We start from the raw sequence: 14,720 nt of genomic DNA on the forward strand, positions 1-14,720 counted from the left end.
CGGTCGCTCGCTTTCTGATGCTGTGGTGGTCTCGCAGGAGCGTCAGCTCAGTGCGGTCAGCTTCGGCAACCCCTTCAGCAGCGTCGGCCACCACTTGTCGGCGGCGGCACCCAGATGAACGGTGATTCGCCGAGCGTGCAGTCTCAGCGTGGCGGCGACCTTCAGCACCTGCTCGCGCATCCGGCTGAGGCTCCAGCCTTGCCGGGTCTGCCGCTCCAGCAGGCAGCGCAGGCCATGCAGGACCTGGTAGGCGTAGAGGCTGAGCAGCAGGCTCACCTCGTTGCGTGCCATCACGTCCTGAACGGTGGAGGCGCCGCGATCGGTCGACGAGAGGTGCACGTCGAGCGCCGACTTCACCTCGCCCATGTGCGCCTCGGCGCTGCCGCGCTTGCGGTAGAGCGCCAGGACCTTCTCCGGCGGCCAGTCGAACTTGCCGAGGTTGGTGACCAGGAAGAAGGCATGCAGCAGCAGGTCATCGGGGCGTTCCTGCACCACCAGCACCACGCGACGCGGTGCCGACCAAGAGCCCGCTTGATACTCCAGATCGTGGCACCACTCGCGAGGCTGCTCGGGTGGCCGGCCGGGTGGCCGCTTCAGGTGCGGTGCCGCCAGTTTCTGCAGGCCGGAGTGACTGCGCAGTCGGCCCAGGTACTCGATGTCGCACTCTTCCAGGGCCTCCAGCGTCGCGTTGTCGGTGAAACCGGCGTCGATGCGCACCCGAACCTGGGCGCCGGTGCTCTCGTTGAGTCGCCGCACCAGATGCGGGATCCAGGTGTCGGCGTTCTCGGCCGGGCCGGCGTTGCCCTCGCGCAGTAGGCCGCCCACCATGTCGCCGGTTTCTGCCAGCGAGGCGACCAGCGGTGAATAGATCCGCGCGCCGTACAGGCCATGATAGGCCGAGCCGCCCTGGTGGCCGTGGACCTCGATCGGCAGGCCGTCGATGTCCAGCGTCAGCTGCTTGGGGCGCTCGCCGTTCTTCAGCGCGGTCAGGCGCCAGATCACCAGTCGCAGCAGGCCTTCGTGCACGGCATCGATATTGTCGCAGCGCCCGAGGCAGGTCAGCAGCCGCGACAGCGTGGCTTGAGAGGGCCGGTCCTGGGCCAGGGGCGTTGTCCCGCGCGCATCGCTGCAGGCCAGCTGCCAGAGCGGATCACGGCGCAGCGTGTCGGTATCGCTGAGGTCGATCCAGCCCATCGCACGCTGCAGCACCAGGGTACGCAACTGGCTGGCCAGCGAATGAAGGATGCGCAGCGGGTGGCGTCGATCGACCAGATTGTCTTCCAGCGCCTCAATCACGCCGCTGTTGTCGAGGGCCTCACGCAACAGCAGAGCGCCGCTGTCGCTGGTAGTGCGCTGGCCGCTCAGCTCAACACGGACAGCGCCGTTGCATGAGGGCGTCCAGGTGGATAGGCTTTCACCCATAGCGGATGGCTCTCTTGGTTCAGATTCTTGGCGGAACACACTGAATTTACAAGAGAATACCATCCGCTATCTTCGTTTTCGGGCCGGCCTCATGAATAAGCCGGGATAAGGTGATTTGGCGATGCTAGCTTCCTCAGCGCCTAACTTGTAACTCTCCAAGTCCGTATTTTCTCTTGGTCGTTTGAATACCTTACTTGATCTCTCAGCGTTGGCCCTCGGCTCTACCAGCGTCTTAACTGACACTCAGTCCTTGGAGCATAGACCGCATAATCGGCAAGCAAGGCGCCAGCGGAAACCCGGCGAGGTAAGCTAAGTTACGTCAATAAATGTTGACGTTAACGTGACAGAAAAGACCTTTCTCTTGCGTAAGGCCTGAGCCAAGCTAAATATTATGCAAGATACGAAAGGAGATCTTAGTCCATGTTTCAGACTCAGCAGACAGACCAGGTCGCGATTCAGGCGCAGCACAGGTTCGGCATTCAGCCGTCGATGGCGCTCAACCGGCACTTCTGGATGCCCTTCAGCAGCCATCGCGATTTTCATGCTAATCCCCGGGTGATCAAGGGCGCCGAAGGCCGCTACTTCATTGATGACCAGGGTCGGAAGCTGTTTGATTCGCTGTCGGGGCTCTGGTGTTCCGGCGCTGGCCATAATCGCAGCGAAATCCAGCAGGCGGTAGCCGCCCAGCTTGGTAGTCTGGACTATGCGCCGGGCTTCCAGGTCGGCCATCCGTTAGCCTTCCAGCTGGCGGAAAAGATGGCGAGCCTGACCCCGAAAGGGCTTGACCACGTCTTCTTCACCGACTCTGGGTCGGGGGCCGCGGATACCTCGGCAAAGATGGCCAAGGCTTATTGGCGACTCAAGGGCAGGCCTGAAAAAACTCGGCTGATCGGCCGCGCCAAGGGATATCACGGCGTTAATATCGGTGGTACCAGCCTCGGCGGCATCGGCAGCAACCGCAAGCACTACGGCCAGCTGATGGATGTGACCCACTTGCCGCATACGCTTCAGCCGCAGCTGGCGTTCACCCGCGGCCAGGCCGAGACTGGTGCGGAGCTCGCCGATGCGTTGCTTGATCAGATCGCACTGCACGACGCCTCAAGCATTGCGGCAGTGATTGTCGAACCCATGTCCGGTTCGGCCGGAGTGCTTGTGCCCCCCAAGGGTTATCTTGAGCGGCTTCGTGAGATTTGCGATGCCCACGATATCCTGCTCATCTTCGATGAGGTTATCACTGCCTTTGGCCGCTGTGGTGCGCGCACCGGTGCCGAGGCCTTCGGGGTCACGCCGGATATCATGACGGTAGCCAAGCAGATGACCAACGGTGCAGTGCCGATGGGCGCGGTAATTGCCTCGAACGAGATATTCGACACTTTCATGCACGCTGACGGGCCGAGTCATGCCATCGAGTTCTCCCACGGCTATACCTACAGCGGCCACCCGGTAGGCTGTGCCGCCGGGCTGGCAGCGCTTGAGCTGTTCGAACGTGAAGACTTCCCCGCCCAGGTGCGCGCGATTGCCCCCACCTTTGAAGAGAAGCTGCATGCGCTGAAGGGCCATCAGCATATCGTTGATATCCGTAACTACGGTCTGGCCGGAGCCATCCAGCTGGCACCTCGCGACGGCGATCCGACGATTCGCCCCCGGGATGCCCACCTGGCGCTATGGGAGGCCGGCTTCTACGTGCGCTTTGGCGGCGACACCCTGCAGTTCGGTCCGCCGTTTGCGTCGACTCCCGAAGAGCTCGAGCGGCTGTTTGACGCGGTCGCCACGACGCTGGATCGATTGGACTGATTTAAGACACCACACAGGAGACAACGATGGAACAGGTTACGCATATGATCGGCGGCGAGCGGCTCACCAGCCGCCGCACCCTCGAAGTGGCCAACCCGGCGACCGGACAGACGATTCGTCAATTATCCTGCGCCGATAGTGCTACCGTGGAACAGGCCGTGGCGGCCGCTGAGGCCGCCTTTCCGGCCTGGCGCGATACGCCGCCGGCCAAGCGTGCCCAGGTGATGTTTCGCTTCAAACAGCTGCTAGATACCCATGCCGATCGCCTGGTGCAGCTGATCAGCGAAGAGCATGGCAAGACCGTGGAAGATGCCATGGGTGAACTCAGGCGCGGCATCGAGAACGTCGAATACGCTTGCGGTGTACCCGAGCTGATCAAGGGTGAGTACTCCCACAATGCGGGACCCAATATCGATGCCTGGTCCAATTTTCAGCCGTTGGGCGTAGTCGCCGGTATCACGCCGTTTAACTTCCCGGCCATGGTGCCGTTGTGGATGTACCCCATGGCGATCGCCTGCGGTAACACCTTCATTCTGAAACCCTCGGAGAAGGACCCGAGCTCGTCAATGGCGATCGCTGAACTGCTGGAAGAGGCCGGCGCTCCCAAGGGTGTGATGAACGTGGTACACGGCGATCGCGAAGCGGTGGAAGCGCTGCTCGACGCGCCCGCCGTCAAGGCGATCTCCTTCGTCGGCTCCACCCCCATCGCCGAAAGCCTCTACGCGCGCGGCTGCGCCAACGGCAAGCGGGTACAGGCGCTGGGGGGCGCCAAGAATCACGCCGTGGTGTTGCCGGATGCTGATATCGACAACGCTGCCACCACCCTGATGGGAGCTGCCTACGGCAGCGCCGGCGAGCGCTGTATGGCGATTTCGGTGGCCGTATGTGTAGGCGACGAGACCGCCGATCGGCTTATAGAGGCAATGCAGCCCAAGATTGCTGAGCTCAAGATTGGTCCCGGAACTAATAAGGGACTAGACATGGGACCGCTGGTCACAAGTGAGCATCGCGAGAAGGTCACGGGCTATATCGAGGAGGGAGTTCGTGCCGGCGCCGAGCTCTTGGCCGACGGGCGCGGGTTAAGCGTTTCCGGCCATGAAGATGGGTTCTTCATCGGCGGCACCCTGTTCGATCGTGTGACGCCGGAGATGCGCATTTATCAGGAGGAGATCTTCGGCCCAGTGCTGTGCGTAGTGCGGGTAGAGGACCTGGACGAGGCGATCGAACTGACCAATGCTCACGAATACGGCAACGGTACCTGTCTGTTCACTCGCGACGGTGAAGCGGCGCGCCGTTTTGCCGACCGGATTGAGGTCGGCATGGTCGGCATCAACGTGCCGCTGCCTGTGCCGGTGGCCTATCACAGTTTCGGCGGTTGGAAGCGTTCGTTGTTTGGCGATTTGCATGCCTATGGTCCCGATGCGGTGCGCTTCTATACGCGGCGCAAGGCTGTCTCCCAGCGCTGGGCGGCGCCGTTCGAGAAGGCTCACGCCGAGTTTAACTTTCCTTCTAGCGGTAGCTGAATAACATAAGCTGAATAATGAGCGCCTTATGGCGCTCATTGTATAGCAGTTTATTAATTGCTATTAATTATTATAAAAATATAGAAATATAGGAGTAAACCATGTTTGGGTTACCCACTGCTACCACCTTCTTAGTCCTAGGTATTCCTATGTTTTGGATACTCTATACACTCGGGTTTCTTTGGATGACCCGCGACTGGCCTACCTCTAGAAATGAGAAATAAATAACTGAAGTACACCATGTTAAGATTGTTCATGCAGTGTAATATTTTTAATTAAAACAATAGCAAAAAATTAAGGAAGTGCAACATGAATATGACGGTTCTCTTCTTTCTTGGTTTGTATTTTTTAGCAATGATTGCGATTGGCCTGTGGTCTATGCGACGAGGTGCTGGACAGAGTATGGAAGGTTATTACCTCGGTGGTCGTAATGTGGGGCCTTTAGTTACGGCCATGACAATGCAGACTACATCAATGAGTGGATATATGTTTCTGGGGGCTGGATCGCTTGGGTATACTCAAGGCTACTATGGATTTTGGTATGCGGCCGGCGATATTGGAGGTGGTGTAGTCAACCTTTCTGTTATTGGTCGACGTATGCGTAAGCTATCACAGATAATGGGGGCTTTAACTTCCATTGAGTATCTAGAGAAGCGTTATCCCTCAAAGTGGGTTCGATTGGTGGGCGCTTTTTTATCGATATTTTTCTTATCTTTCTACGTTTTGGCTCAATTTATTGCTGGCGGAAAGGGACTCGAACTCGTTACAGGATTACCCTATGAAGCATCTTTAATTATAGCTGTGACTGTGATTATTGCCTATACCCTTATGGGTGGTTACAGTGCGGTGGCTTATACGGACATGGTGCAGAGCATTATTATGCTAGTTGGAATCATGTGGGTGCTGATTGCGGCGCTGCAGAATGTCGGTGGTTTAACTGCTGCCAACGAAACTTTGGCAGAGATAGATCCAACATTATTATCGGTATGGGGCCGCGATTTATTGTATGAAGGGCAATGGGGAATGGTCATAGGTGCTGTATTGATTTTCTCAATTGGTTATATGGGTTGGCCGCATGTAGTGACACGCCATATGGCGATGAAAAATCCTAACACCGCTAGGCGAGCGGGTGTATATTCTACAATATGGAATATAATGTTTGTAAGCTCTCCTTACTTACTTGGTATTTTAGCAATAATAATTTTGCCTAATTTAGATGATCCAGAACAAGCTATCTTCACGATGGCTAGCACATTACTACCATCGGCAGTAGTAGGCATCGTTATGGCAGCGATTATGGCAGCGATTATGTCAACTGCAGACTCTATCTTGCTGCAGACTGGCTCGATTGCGGCACGTGATCTTTATGAGCGATTTATCAACCCGAACATGGGAGAGAAACAAATGGTTAATGTTTCTCGCTTGATCGTGCTAGCAATTGGGATAGGTGGCATTCTTGCAGCACTTATCGAACCGCCAGCGGTATTTGCCATCGTAATATTCGCCACTTCGGTCTTGGGCAGCGCTTTCCTGCCTGCCTATGTGGGAGCAGTATGGTGGCGTAAAGCTAATACGCCAGGGGCACTAGCATCGATTGTGGTAGGAGGAAGCATATCCTTCTTATGGCAATATCTCGGTCTTGATGGACCTACTGAAATGCATCCTATGTTAGTTGGAGTGGTGCTCTCTAGTCTGACAATGATTGCCGTCAGTTTGGTCACTCAGCGTAGCCATCCGGTGCCGGAACATATCCTTCATGCAATGGAGGAGACCGCTGAGTTACGTCCTCTTCCGAAGGGACTGCGAGCCAACCAAGATTTCACTATGGCACACGAAGCCATGTCATTGACCTAAATAATTTTTGCCGGCATATTTTGTCGGCATTTTTCACCATTAACTTTAATATAATGAAGGCTATGGAATTTCAACTGCTATTAGAAAAGAATCCACTATGGATAAGCCCATCGTTTTCACAGGAAGAAGCCGTATATTGTGCTGAGAAATTACAGAAAGAGCTAAGTATTCTATCGATCAAGCCGGTTGGTTTTCCCTACGCTTTGTTCCAGTTCTCATGGGAATACCGAAACTGGTCAATGCATTATACCGAATTACTATTTTGTTTGGTCGACCGCTGCCACGGCGTCAGCGCTTCGCTTGAAGCAGCGCCACTATCTCAAGCTCCAGCTAATATTATTTGCCCTCCAGCACTTTTTGACATCTCAACTTTAGAACACACCGCTAGACGCCAGGCTATGCAAGTGCAGCGAGGGCGACTACGCCGCCGCAGTGATATGCGATTGGTTGACCAAAAAAATATACTCAAGCCACTATGGCGCATCGATGCTGAGCTGCCCGGCTATGATAAAATTAAACTATTAATCGATGGGCTTTCTGGCGGCTATTACCTGCTTGAGGGAGCGGATTGAAATTTCATATTTGGGTTCCATAAATACCTGAACTGAAGCTGCCGTGGGATCGATACCTGATCTCAGGAGATAGTGGTTTATAACATGAGCTGCTATCTGAGGAGGATTCATGGCTCAGGAGCTTCATTAACGAGCCAAATCCATGCACGTCTGTGATTCAAAGTGCTGCAATTATTCTATGAAACCAGGAGGTTTCAAGTTTTGAAGCACCGGCCCGGGGTACAGGCTATCCGGCCAATCCAGCAGCATGATGGCCAGCACGTTGCGGTGCTCGCCCCGGACGAGATCAGTATCGCCGTCTTCGGCGGGGATCATGCGGGCGGCGGGGTTGTAAGCCTGCAGCAGCGCCGTGCGCAGGCGCGTAACCGCCGGGTGCTCGGTTTGGCCGGCGAGCAGGAAGCTGATGCCGACTTCGGTGTAGATATCCTCCTTGGTGCGCGCGAGGATGGGATCCAGACCGGCGGCAAACTCGTTTAGTGCCCAGTGAAACGCCTCGGCTTCCACCGGCTTTTGGTAGTAGCCGCTGGCGGCAATGACGAAGTGGGTCATGCCGTAGATCTTGTTGCGGTATTCGGCCCGGGATAGCGCGGCGTCCTGAGCCGGCGGATACTGTTCACGAAACGCCGTCGTGACCTCGGCGCGCCAGTCGGCAATGCCCAGGTCGTAGAGGTAGTACGTCAGGTTGGCGACCTGGGCGGCGTAGACGGCCACGACGTCGGCATTGAGCAAAAATGAATGGAAATCGACGCTTTCCAGGTAGGCCAGCGCCTGCTGATACTCGGGCAGGTCGTGTTCGTTCAGCAAACCGTAGGTTTTGGCCTGCACCAGGTCAAATGCCAGGCTCTTGGCGTAAATGACCTCACCCCACCGGGCGAGCATGCGCTTGCGGCGCTGCTTCTTTTCGCTGCTTGTCGGGTAGTCGGCTATCGCTTCGCGCGCCCGGCGTTCGGCATAGCCGGGTGTTTTCAGCGCTGCGGTTTCTTCACGGAGCTTTTTGATCAGGCGCCGGCCGTAGGCGCGGTTAAGGGGCAGGTAGCGCTCGTCTCCGGTGGTGCGATAAAGCCGCTGGGCGTAGTGGCGCTGCTTGCTTTGGGGCAGCTCGGTTAGGGCGGTTTCATAGCGCGTCCGGATCGCTTCAGCGGTGGCTTCAGAAGCGATGGCGTCAGGATTGGCAGGTACCGGAAACTGCGTAGCGCAGCCGGCGGCCCAAGGCACCGTCAGCAGTAGCCAGAAGATAAAGCCCGTCAATCGGGAAAGAGGTAGACCACGCACGTCATCAAGCCTCCTGCTCATAAAACGATTAGGGAGGTCATGAAACATGGCCCCCAAGTGCCATCGTGACATTGGGGGCCATGGGAGCTCTCGTTAGCTGCTTGTACTTACGTTTTGTACTTACGTTTTGTGCTTACGTTTCGTGCTTATTCCTGCGCGGGATCCTGGGTCTGCTGCTGCTGTTGTTCTTTCTGCTTCTGTTCCTGCTGTTCTTGCTGCTGCTTTTCTTCTGTCTTGTAGGGCTCGGCGTTATCGAGATCTTCCTTGTCGATTGAGGTCTTTACCTGATAGCTGGCATCGTCTTCAGCCGGGGCAATTTCGACGGCGTCCCAGGAAAGGGCAACCTGCTTTTCTCCCATGCCCAGAAAGCCGCCCACGCCAACGACGATCCCGACGACCTGGCCTTCCTGGTCCATAATCAGGTCGGAAATGGAGCCGATCTTGTCATCGGAGGCGTTAACGATATTACTGCCAACCAGTTGATCCGAGCGAATCTGGTCTTCGGCTTGCTTGGCCATGAACATGTCGCTGGAGGCCGTGCTATCGGCAGACGACTGATCTGCCTGATTCTCTTCAGCCTGATCCTCTTCTGCCTTTTTCTTTTCCTTGCTCTTCTGCTCCTGATTCATGCCTTCAGCATCGGCGTTTGACTGCTGAGCCTCGGCTTGCTCTGCCTGTGCCGGGTCATTCTCTGGCGCCTTGTCGCCCTCCTGCGCAAGCGCAGCCCCCGACACCAGCAGTAAGCTAAAAATGCATGCCTGAACTTTTAACATGGTTTTTCTCCTTGAGTGTCAGCAGCGCCTCATCGGCCATGAAAACCGAATCAGACGTGCCCGATTCCTTCACAAAGCCTTCCATCGCCTATCAGCGATTCCCTTTTTAACTAATAGGTTAGGGGCGCTGAAGTGTCAAGGAAGTGAAAAATAGGAAATGCGCATGAAGAGAGCCGTCGTCAGTCGCGGTCGTACCGATAGCTGTCGCGGTGGTGCCTGTGCTGATGATGGTTCTCTTGCCGATGATGGTCACGATGGTGTCTTTGCCGATCGCCACGGCGATTTTCCTGACCATGCCGGCGATGGTGTTCGTACCGATTGTCGTCGCGACCTTGCCCACGGTGATGGTGCTGCCCGTGCCGGCTGTCATCGCGGTAGCTATCGTGGTGGCGGTGCTGGCTGTCGTGGCCGTAGCGCTGTGGGCTGTTTGAAGACCGAGTGTCGCTCTGATGGGCCATGGCGCCACCGGCTGCCAGCATAGTAGCAACGGCGAATACAGCGAGCGGTTTCTTGTGCATGGGATTTTTCCTCCTGCTGACAGCGCAGCTGGTTGGCTATTCGTCGTTTTAATTGGGTAGGGGCCGGGGTTACCCCCGGCGCCCTCCCACACCACCGTACGTACCGTTCGGTATACGGCGGTTCATGAAGAACGGCTAAGCCCTCTTACCGTATCGAGTACCGAGATCAGGCCCTGCCGGTCGAACCACTTGCGTGGCAGGGCCTGATTCATGTGCGAGGCGCCGGCATTCCACCAGGGACCTCGCCCATTCCCCGCTGACTTCCAGGCACGCTGACCATCCAAGCCCAGCGCCAGAAGCTTGCGGCGCCGGGTCTTTGGACGTTTCCACTGCCGCCAGATCACACAACGCAGTCGGCGACGTACCCAGCTATCCAGCGCTTCCAGCGGTCGCTTCACGTCAACGAGACTGAAGTAGCTGGCCCAGCCCCGCAGGACGGGAGCCAGCTCTCTGGTGATACGCCGAATGCTGCGCCCCCTGCCGCGTTTGAGGATATCGCGGACACATTGCACCAGGCGCTGCAGGCTGGCCTTGGCCAGCGTCAACTTCGGCAGCTTGTGCCGAGTCAGCGTGTAGCCTAGGTATCCCCGGCTCCAGGGTCGGTCCACCGCACTTTTGTCGCGATTGACCGTCAGCCGGAGCGAATTCTCGAGAAAATCACTCAGGCTGGCCATGACGCGCTCGCCCGCTCGCCGACTCCTGACATACACCTGTATGTCGTCGGCGTAACGGCAGAAGCGGTGGCCGCGGCGTTCCAGCTCCTTGTCCACGTCATCCAGCAGGATATTCGCCATCAGCGGACTCAGCGGTCCGCCCTGAGGTGTTCCCTGCCGACGTGGTGAGACCAGGCTGTCCTGGAACATGCCGGCCTCCAGGTAGCGGCGAATCAGGCGCAGCACCCGCTTGTCGCGGACGCGACGCGCGACCCGCGCCATCAGCAGGTCGTGGTTCACCCGATCGAAGAAGGCTTCCAGATCGAGATCGACCACCCAACGGTGGCCAGCCGCGACATGGTCCTTCATGGCCGAGACGGCCTGCTGAGCACTGCGTTGGGGGCGGTAACCGTAGCTCGATGCGGAGAAGCCCGGATCGAAGAGCGGCGTCAGCACCTGCAGCAGCGCCTGTTGGATCAGCCGGTCACTGACCGTGGGGATGCCGAGCTGACGCGTCCCGCCCTTGGGCTTGGGGATCTCGACGGCTCGGACCGGGCTGGGGTGGTACTCTCCGGCCAGCAGCCGCTCGCGCAGCGTCGGCCAGTATTGCTTCAGGTGGTCGGCCAGTTGGTCCACCGACATGCCATCGGCACCCGGTGCCCCCTTGTTGGCGACCACCCTCCGGTAAGCCCGCTGCATGTTGTCGGTGGCGACCACCGCTTCCATGAGCGAGGCGGACTCCGCTTTCGTCCACGATAACGACGCCGGGACCGTCTCGACGCCCACCGGCTGGAGCTCGGGGTACTGCCCCTGCCCCTCTGGGTGGGTGACGGTATTAGCGCCACTTTCTGTCTTCATGATCGATCCTCGAGACGTCATCGCCTACTCGCGGTTCTTCATGTTCGGCCCTTGGTGCCGGGGTGAGTCGGCACTTACTATGGCCTCGGCTGACGTCTGGCGGTCCATCCCGTCACCTCTCGACGCCGGTAGCACTGTGGCAGACCACCAGACCTCCCAGGGTAAGACGCGCGACCTTCCTCCCATCTACCCGCCGCATTTACCTCCACACCTTCCGGATAGCTATTGGGCTTCGAGTCTCATTGCCCTCTCGCCCAGATGTGGCTGCCTCATATGCGATTCCTGTTCGTCGGGCCGGGAGTTTGCCTGCAGCTTCCTTCAGATTCCGCCTCGCGACGGACACCCTTGCTGTTCGGCTAACGGTTCCCGCTATCAAGGTCCGTAGGGGACTCTCACCCCCAAGTCATCCCGGGGCACTACCCCCGGGAACAGCACCTGTCGGTGCTACGCGCCATGCCTGGCGCACAACGAGAGGGCACAGCCGAGCGTTCGGCTGGCCACCAAGCGCCTTGAAAGTGAGAAGAGTGGGTCTAACGCGTTACGCCGGCGTCAGTCATCCTCTCCCCGGGGAGGTTCGCTTACGGACTCAAAGGCCCGCTGGTCGTCGGGCAGGCGCACGATATCCCCTAGCTGGATCTTGCCGTGCTGCTTTAAGCGCTTGCCTTGGGCATCAATGATGGCAGCGACGCTGCCGATGCTCACCCGGTCCTTGTAGGCCTCTACCTTAACGCGCACGTTAACGCCCTCATAGCGCCCCGAAACAATGACGCCGGGGCGCGGCTCGCTGTAGCCCTCGGGGTGTTCGGCATAGTAGGCGGCGACGCTGTGTGCGCCGGGTGTGTCCCATTCGATATGTTGATGCATGTGCTTCCTCCTTGTGGAACCCTTTGTCACCTTAAGCTTAGCGACAATGATAGTATATCCGCCATTGTTGATTTGCTGTGCCGAGGAGCTGCTGATGCGCCTGGCCGCGGCCAAAGCCAAGCGCGCCTTCCCCAAGGCGGCGCCCGAGCAGCTGAAAGCGCTGCGCGAAACCCTCGCCGAAAGCCCTCACGGCGTGGAAAGCCTGGCCGGCCAGTTCAAGAACAAGCCGCGCCAAAAGATCGAAGACGGGCTCTTGTCGCTGGCGGCCGTGGGGCTGGCGGAATACGATGACGCCAATGGCATCTGGTACGGCATCGGCTAGGTGCATGGCCCCGGAAAGTAGTGAACGGAGTTCAAAGTCGAGGAGGGGCAGGTATAGCAATGACAAAACGGCGACGTGACAGGGAGGAAGCCGCTGAGGCGCTCGACGCGCTTGAGGGCGACGGCCAGGCGCTGCTTTCCATCGACGGGCTCTGGTGCCCCAGCTGCGCGGCGGCCACCGAGCAGGTCATCCAGCGAACGCCCGGCGTCACCGAGGCGGGGGTGAGCTTTGCCACCTCCACCGCCGTGGTGCGCTGGGACCCTCGCCAGCTCCGGCTGCGCGAGCTGGCGCGGCGGGTGGCTCGCCTGGGCTATCGTCTGGGGCCGCCGCTGAGCGCTGCCGAAACCCTGGCGCGCATTGACCGGCACGTCGAGCGGCTGGGCATTCGCCTGGCCATCGCCGCCTTCTTTGGCATGTGGACCCTGGTGCTTTCGCTGGTTCTCTATATCGATAGCGGCGGCGTGGCGGCGAGCGCCACCGGCTGGTGGATCGCCTGTGTTGCCGGCGCTCTTGCCGTGCCGGTTCTGCTTTTTGTCGGCCTGCCGATTCTGCTGGCCGGGTGGCGCACCCTGCGCACCGGCGTCCCCGGCATGGATACCCTGATCGGTCTCGGCGTTACCGCGGCGGTGGGGCTATCGGTCTGGCAGCTAAGCCAAGGCAGCAGCCACGTCTACTTTGATACCGCCACCATGCTCGTTGGCCTGCTGACCCTGGGGCGCTTTATCGAGACCCGCACCCTGCGGCACGCCACCCAGGCGATCGACGCCCTTAAAGATACCCTGCCGGAAACGGCGCAGCGCCTCGATGCGGCGGGGCAGTCGGTCAGCGTAGCTGCGGAAACGGTCGCCAGCGGCGAGCGCATCCGGGTCGCGGCCGGTCAGCGCGTTCCGCTTGACGGTATCGTGCTCGAGGGTGCGAGCCGGCTGGATCGCAGCGTGCTCACCGGGGAGTCGCTGCCGGCTCCGGTGGCCAGCGGCGATTACGTGGAGGCGGGATGCGTCAACCTGGCCAGCGCGCTGACGCTGGTTGTCGACAAGCCGGTCGGCGGACGGCGCATCGATCGCATCGGCGCGCGCATCGCCGAGGCGGCCGGGGCCAAGGGCGACACCCAGCGGCTCGCCGATCGGGTCGCCCGCTTCATCGTACCCGTAGCGCTCGGGCTGGCGACGATGACACTTCTGGGCAGCCTCGCCGTGGGATTCCCTCTGGAGGAAGCGCTGCTGCGGGCCGTGTCGGTGCTGGTCATCGCCTGCCCCTGCGCGGTGGGCATCGCGGTGCCGGTGGCCTACGTAGCGGCGGCCAGCCAGGCGGCGCGCCGGGGTATTCTGTTTCGTCATCCCGCGGCGCTGGAAAGCATGGCAGGCATCCATGCCCTGATGTTCGACAAGACCGGAACCCTGACCGAGGGGCAGCTGGCCGTTGACGAGGTGCACCTGCGCGGGGAAACGTCGCTGACGTCAGACGAGGTTCTGGCCCTGGCCGCTCAGGCCGAGCAGGACGTGGAGCACGTTATCGCGCGCGCTTTACAGACCGCCGGGGTGCCCTCGCCAAGCGGGCAGGCCAGCGCGCCGCAGCGCTTTGAGCGCGGAGTCCGCCTGGACGCCTCCGAGCACGGCACGGTGCTGGTCGGCAGCGCCGATTTTCTCGAAAGCCAGGGCGTGACGTGCAAAAGCGAAGCGGCAGACGAGGCCGCGCCGGCCATCCGCGTTGGCGTGGAGGTCGCCGTGGCCGGGTTCTGGGTGGCAACGCTCTGGCTCAAGGATCGGCTGCGCGACGATGCCGTCGAGGCGGTCGCCCGGCTGCGCCGCGGCGGTATCGAGTGCGCCATTGTCAGCGGCGATGCAGCACCTCCGTCATTGGCCGTGGCCCGCCAGCTGGGTCTGCCGGATTCGCGGGTCTACGCCAACTGCTCGCCCGAGGGCAAGGCGGCCATCGTTCGCGCCACCCGGGGCGGCGTCGCCTTTGTCGGCGACGGCATCAACGACGGCCCGGCGCTGGCCGAGGCGACAGTGGGTATCGCGGTAAGAGAAGCCGCCGGCCCCGCCATGACCGCAGCCAGCGTGGCGATCGCCGAGGGCGGCGTCACCCGAGTGGCCGACGCCGTGGACGCGGCGCGGCGCGCCTATGGCGTGATGCGCCAGAACCTGGTGTTCGCCGTGATCTACAACGCCGTGGGCCTGAGCCTTGCCGCCTTTGGCATGATTCCCCCGGTGGTGGCGGTCATCGCCATGGCCGCAAGCTCGCTGACGGTGACCGCCAACGCCTCGCGGCTGGCCGGGGAAGGGTAGGGGCGCC

General features: G+C 59.7%; 12 protein-coding genes. 7 read left to right on the forward strand and 5 right to left on the reverse strand.

What is annotated here, in order from left to right:
• Positions 1–42 precede the first annotated feature (42 nt).
• The gene (locus ACZ46Y_RS05990; RefSeq protein ID WP_399590022.1) at positions 43–1,422 is read right to left on the reverse strand and encodes an IS1380 family transposase; all 1,380 of its coding nucleotides are present in this window, start codon (positions 1,420–1,422) and stop codon (positions 43–45) included.
• A 489-nt stretch (positions 1,423–1,911) separates the two neighbouring features.
• Between ACZ46Y_RS05990 and aptA the strand changes: the two genes are divergently transcribed.
• The 4 genes from aptA to ACZ46Y_RS06010 all read left to right on the forward strand — a co-directional run bounded on the left by aptA (position 1,912) and on the right by ACZ46Y_RS06010 (position 7,165).
• A complete protein-coding gene (gene aptA / locus ACZ46Y_RS05995) occupies positions 1,912–3,216 on the forward strand; it encodes an omega-aminotransferase AptA (protein ID WP_311957620.1) in 1,305 nt (434 codons plus the stop codon).
• A 26-nt stretch (positions 3,217–3,242) separates the two neighbouring features.
• Complete coding sequence (locus tag ACZ46Y_RS06000; protein WP_311957618.1) at positions 3,243–4,739, forward strand: CoA-acylating methylmalonate-semialdehyde dehydrogenase; 1,497 nt, start codon at positions 3,243–3,245, stop codon at positions 4,737–4,739.
• Positions 4,740–5,048: 309 nt separating this feature from the next.
• Positions 5,049–6,593 carry a sodium/proline symporter gene (locus ACZ46Y_RS06005; RefSeq protein ID WP_311957615.1) on the forward strand — a complete coding sequence of 515 codons (1,545 nt, stop codon included), beginning with the start codon at positions 5,049–5,051 and terminating at the stop codon, positions 6,591–6,593.
• Between the two features lie 62 nt (positions 6,594–6,655).
• Positions 6,656–7,165 carry a hypothetical protein gene (locus ACZ46Y_RS06010; RefSeq protein WP_311957614.1) on the forward strand — a complete coding sequence of 170 codons (510 nt, stop codon included), beginning with the start codon at positions 6,656–6,658 and terminating at the stop codon, positions 7,163–7,165.
• Between the two features lie 171 nt (positions 7,166–7,336).
• Here ACZ46Y_RS06010 and ACZ46Y_RS06015 read toward each other — a convergent pair whose 3' ends face one another.
• Positions 7,337–8,437, reverse strand: coding sequence for a DUF3541 domain-containing protein (locus ACZ46Y_RS06015; protein ID WP_311957613.1), 1,101 nt, complete (start codon positions 8,435–8,437; stop codon positions 7,337–7,339).
• A 146-nt stretch (positions 8,438–8,583) separates the two neighbouring features.
• Complete coding sequence (locus ACZ46Y_RS06020; protein ID WP_311957612.1) at positions 8,584–9,210, reverse strand: PRC-barrel domain-containing protein; 627 nt, start codon at positions 9,208–9,210, stop codon at positions 8,584–8,586.
• 218 nt (positions 9,211–9,428) lie between these two features.
• On the opposite strand from ACZ46Y_RS06020, the gene ACZ46Y_RS06025 reads away from it, so the two are divergent.
• Complete coding sequence (locus tag ACZ46Y_RS06025) at positions 9,429–9,641, forward strand: hypothetical protein (protein ID WP_311957611.1); 213 nt, start codon at positions 9,429–9,431, stop codon at positions 9,639–9,641.
• A gap of 209 nt (positions 9,642–9,850) precedes the next feature.
• Here the strand turns inward: ACZ46Y_RS06025 and ltrA are convergent, their stop codons facing one another.
• Together ltrA and ACZ46Y_RS06035 are read right to left on the reverse strand one after the other, a co-directional pair.
• Positions 9,851–11,239: a group II intron reverse transcriptase/maturase gene (gene ltrA, locus ACZ46Y_RS06030; RefSeq protein ID WP_311947021.1), complete on the reverse strand. Its 1,389-nt coding sequence runs from the start codon at positions 11,237–11,239 to the stop codon at positions 9,851–9,853.
• 549 nt (positions 11,240–11,788) lie between these two features.
• The gene (locus ACZ46Y_RS06035) at positions 11,789–12,103 is read right to left on the reverse strand and encodes a hypothetical protein (protein WP_311957692.1); all 315 of its coding nucleotides are present in this window, start codon (positions 12,101–12,103) and stop codon (positions 11,789–11,791) included.
• A gap of 94 nt (positions 12,104–12,197) precedes the next feature.
• Here ACZ46Y_RS06035 and ACZ46Y_RS06040 point away from each other — a divergent pair, with 94 nt between their 5' ends.
• Both ACZ46Y_RS06040 and ACZ46Y_RS06045 read left to right on the forward strand, forming a co-directional pair.
• On the forward strand, positions 12,198–12,425 hold the full coding sequence (locus ACZ46Y_RS06040) for a hypothetical protein (protein WP_311957690.1): 228 nt from the start codon (positions 12,198–12,200) through the stop codon (positions 12,423–12,425).
• A gap of 59 nt (positions 12,426–12,484) precedes the next feature.
• Complete coding sequence (locus ACZ46Y_RS06045) at positions 12,485–14,713, forward strand: heavy metal translocating P-type ATPase (RefSeq protein WP_311957689.1); 2,229 nt, start codon at positions 12,485–12,487, stop codon at positions 14,711–14,713.
• Positions 14,714–14,720: the final 7 nt, after the last annotated feature.

The sequence above is a fragment of the Halomonas garicola genome, assembly GCF_055382465.1.

Excerpts from the sequence above, each read along its gene's own strand:
- ACZ46Y_RS05990 (WP_399590022.1), bottom strand. The coding sequence starts at position 1,422 with ATGGGTGAAAGCCTATCCACCTGGACGCCCTCATGCAACGGCGCTGTC.
- aptA (WP_311957620.1), top strand. The coding sequence starts at position 1,912 with ATGGCGCTCAACCGGCACTTCTGGATGCCCTTCAGCAGCCATCGCGAT.
- ACZ46Y_RS06000 (WP_311957618.1), top strand. The coding sequence starts at position 3,243 with ATGGAACAGGTTACGCATATGATCGGCGGCGAGCGGCTCACCAGCCGC.
- ACZ46Y_RS06005 (WP_311957615.1), top strand. The coding sequence starts at position 5,049 with ATGAATATGACGGTTCTCTTCTTTCTTGGTTTGTATTTTTTAGCAATG.
- ACZ46Y_RS06010 (WP_311957614.1), top strand. The coding sequence starts at position 6,656 with ATGGAATTTCAACTGCTATTAGAAAAGAATCCACTATGGATAAGCCCA.
- ACZ46Y_RS06020 (WP_311957612.1), bottom strand. The coding sequence starts at position 9,210 with ATGTTAAAAGTTCAGGCATGCATTTTTAGCTTACTGCTGGTGTCGGGG.
- ltrA (WP_311947021.1), bottom strand. The coding sequence starts at position 11,239 with ATGAAGACAGAAAGTGGCGCTAATACCGTCACCCACCCAGAGGGGCAG.
- ACZ46Y_RS06035 (WP_311957692.1), bottom strand. The coding sequence starts at position 12,103 with ATGCATCAACATATCGAATGGGACACACCCGGCGCACACAGCGTCGCC.
- ACZ46Y_RS06040 (WP_311957690.1), top strand. The coding sequence starts at position 12,198 with ATGCGCCTGGCCGCGGCCAAAGCCAAGCGCGCCTTCCCCAAGGCGGCG.
- ACZ46Y_RS06045 (WP_311957689.1), top strand. The coding sequence starts at position 12,485 with ATGACAAAACGGCGACGTGACAGGGAGGAAGCCGCTGAGGCGCTCGAC.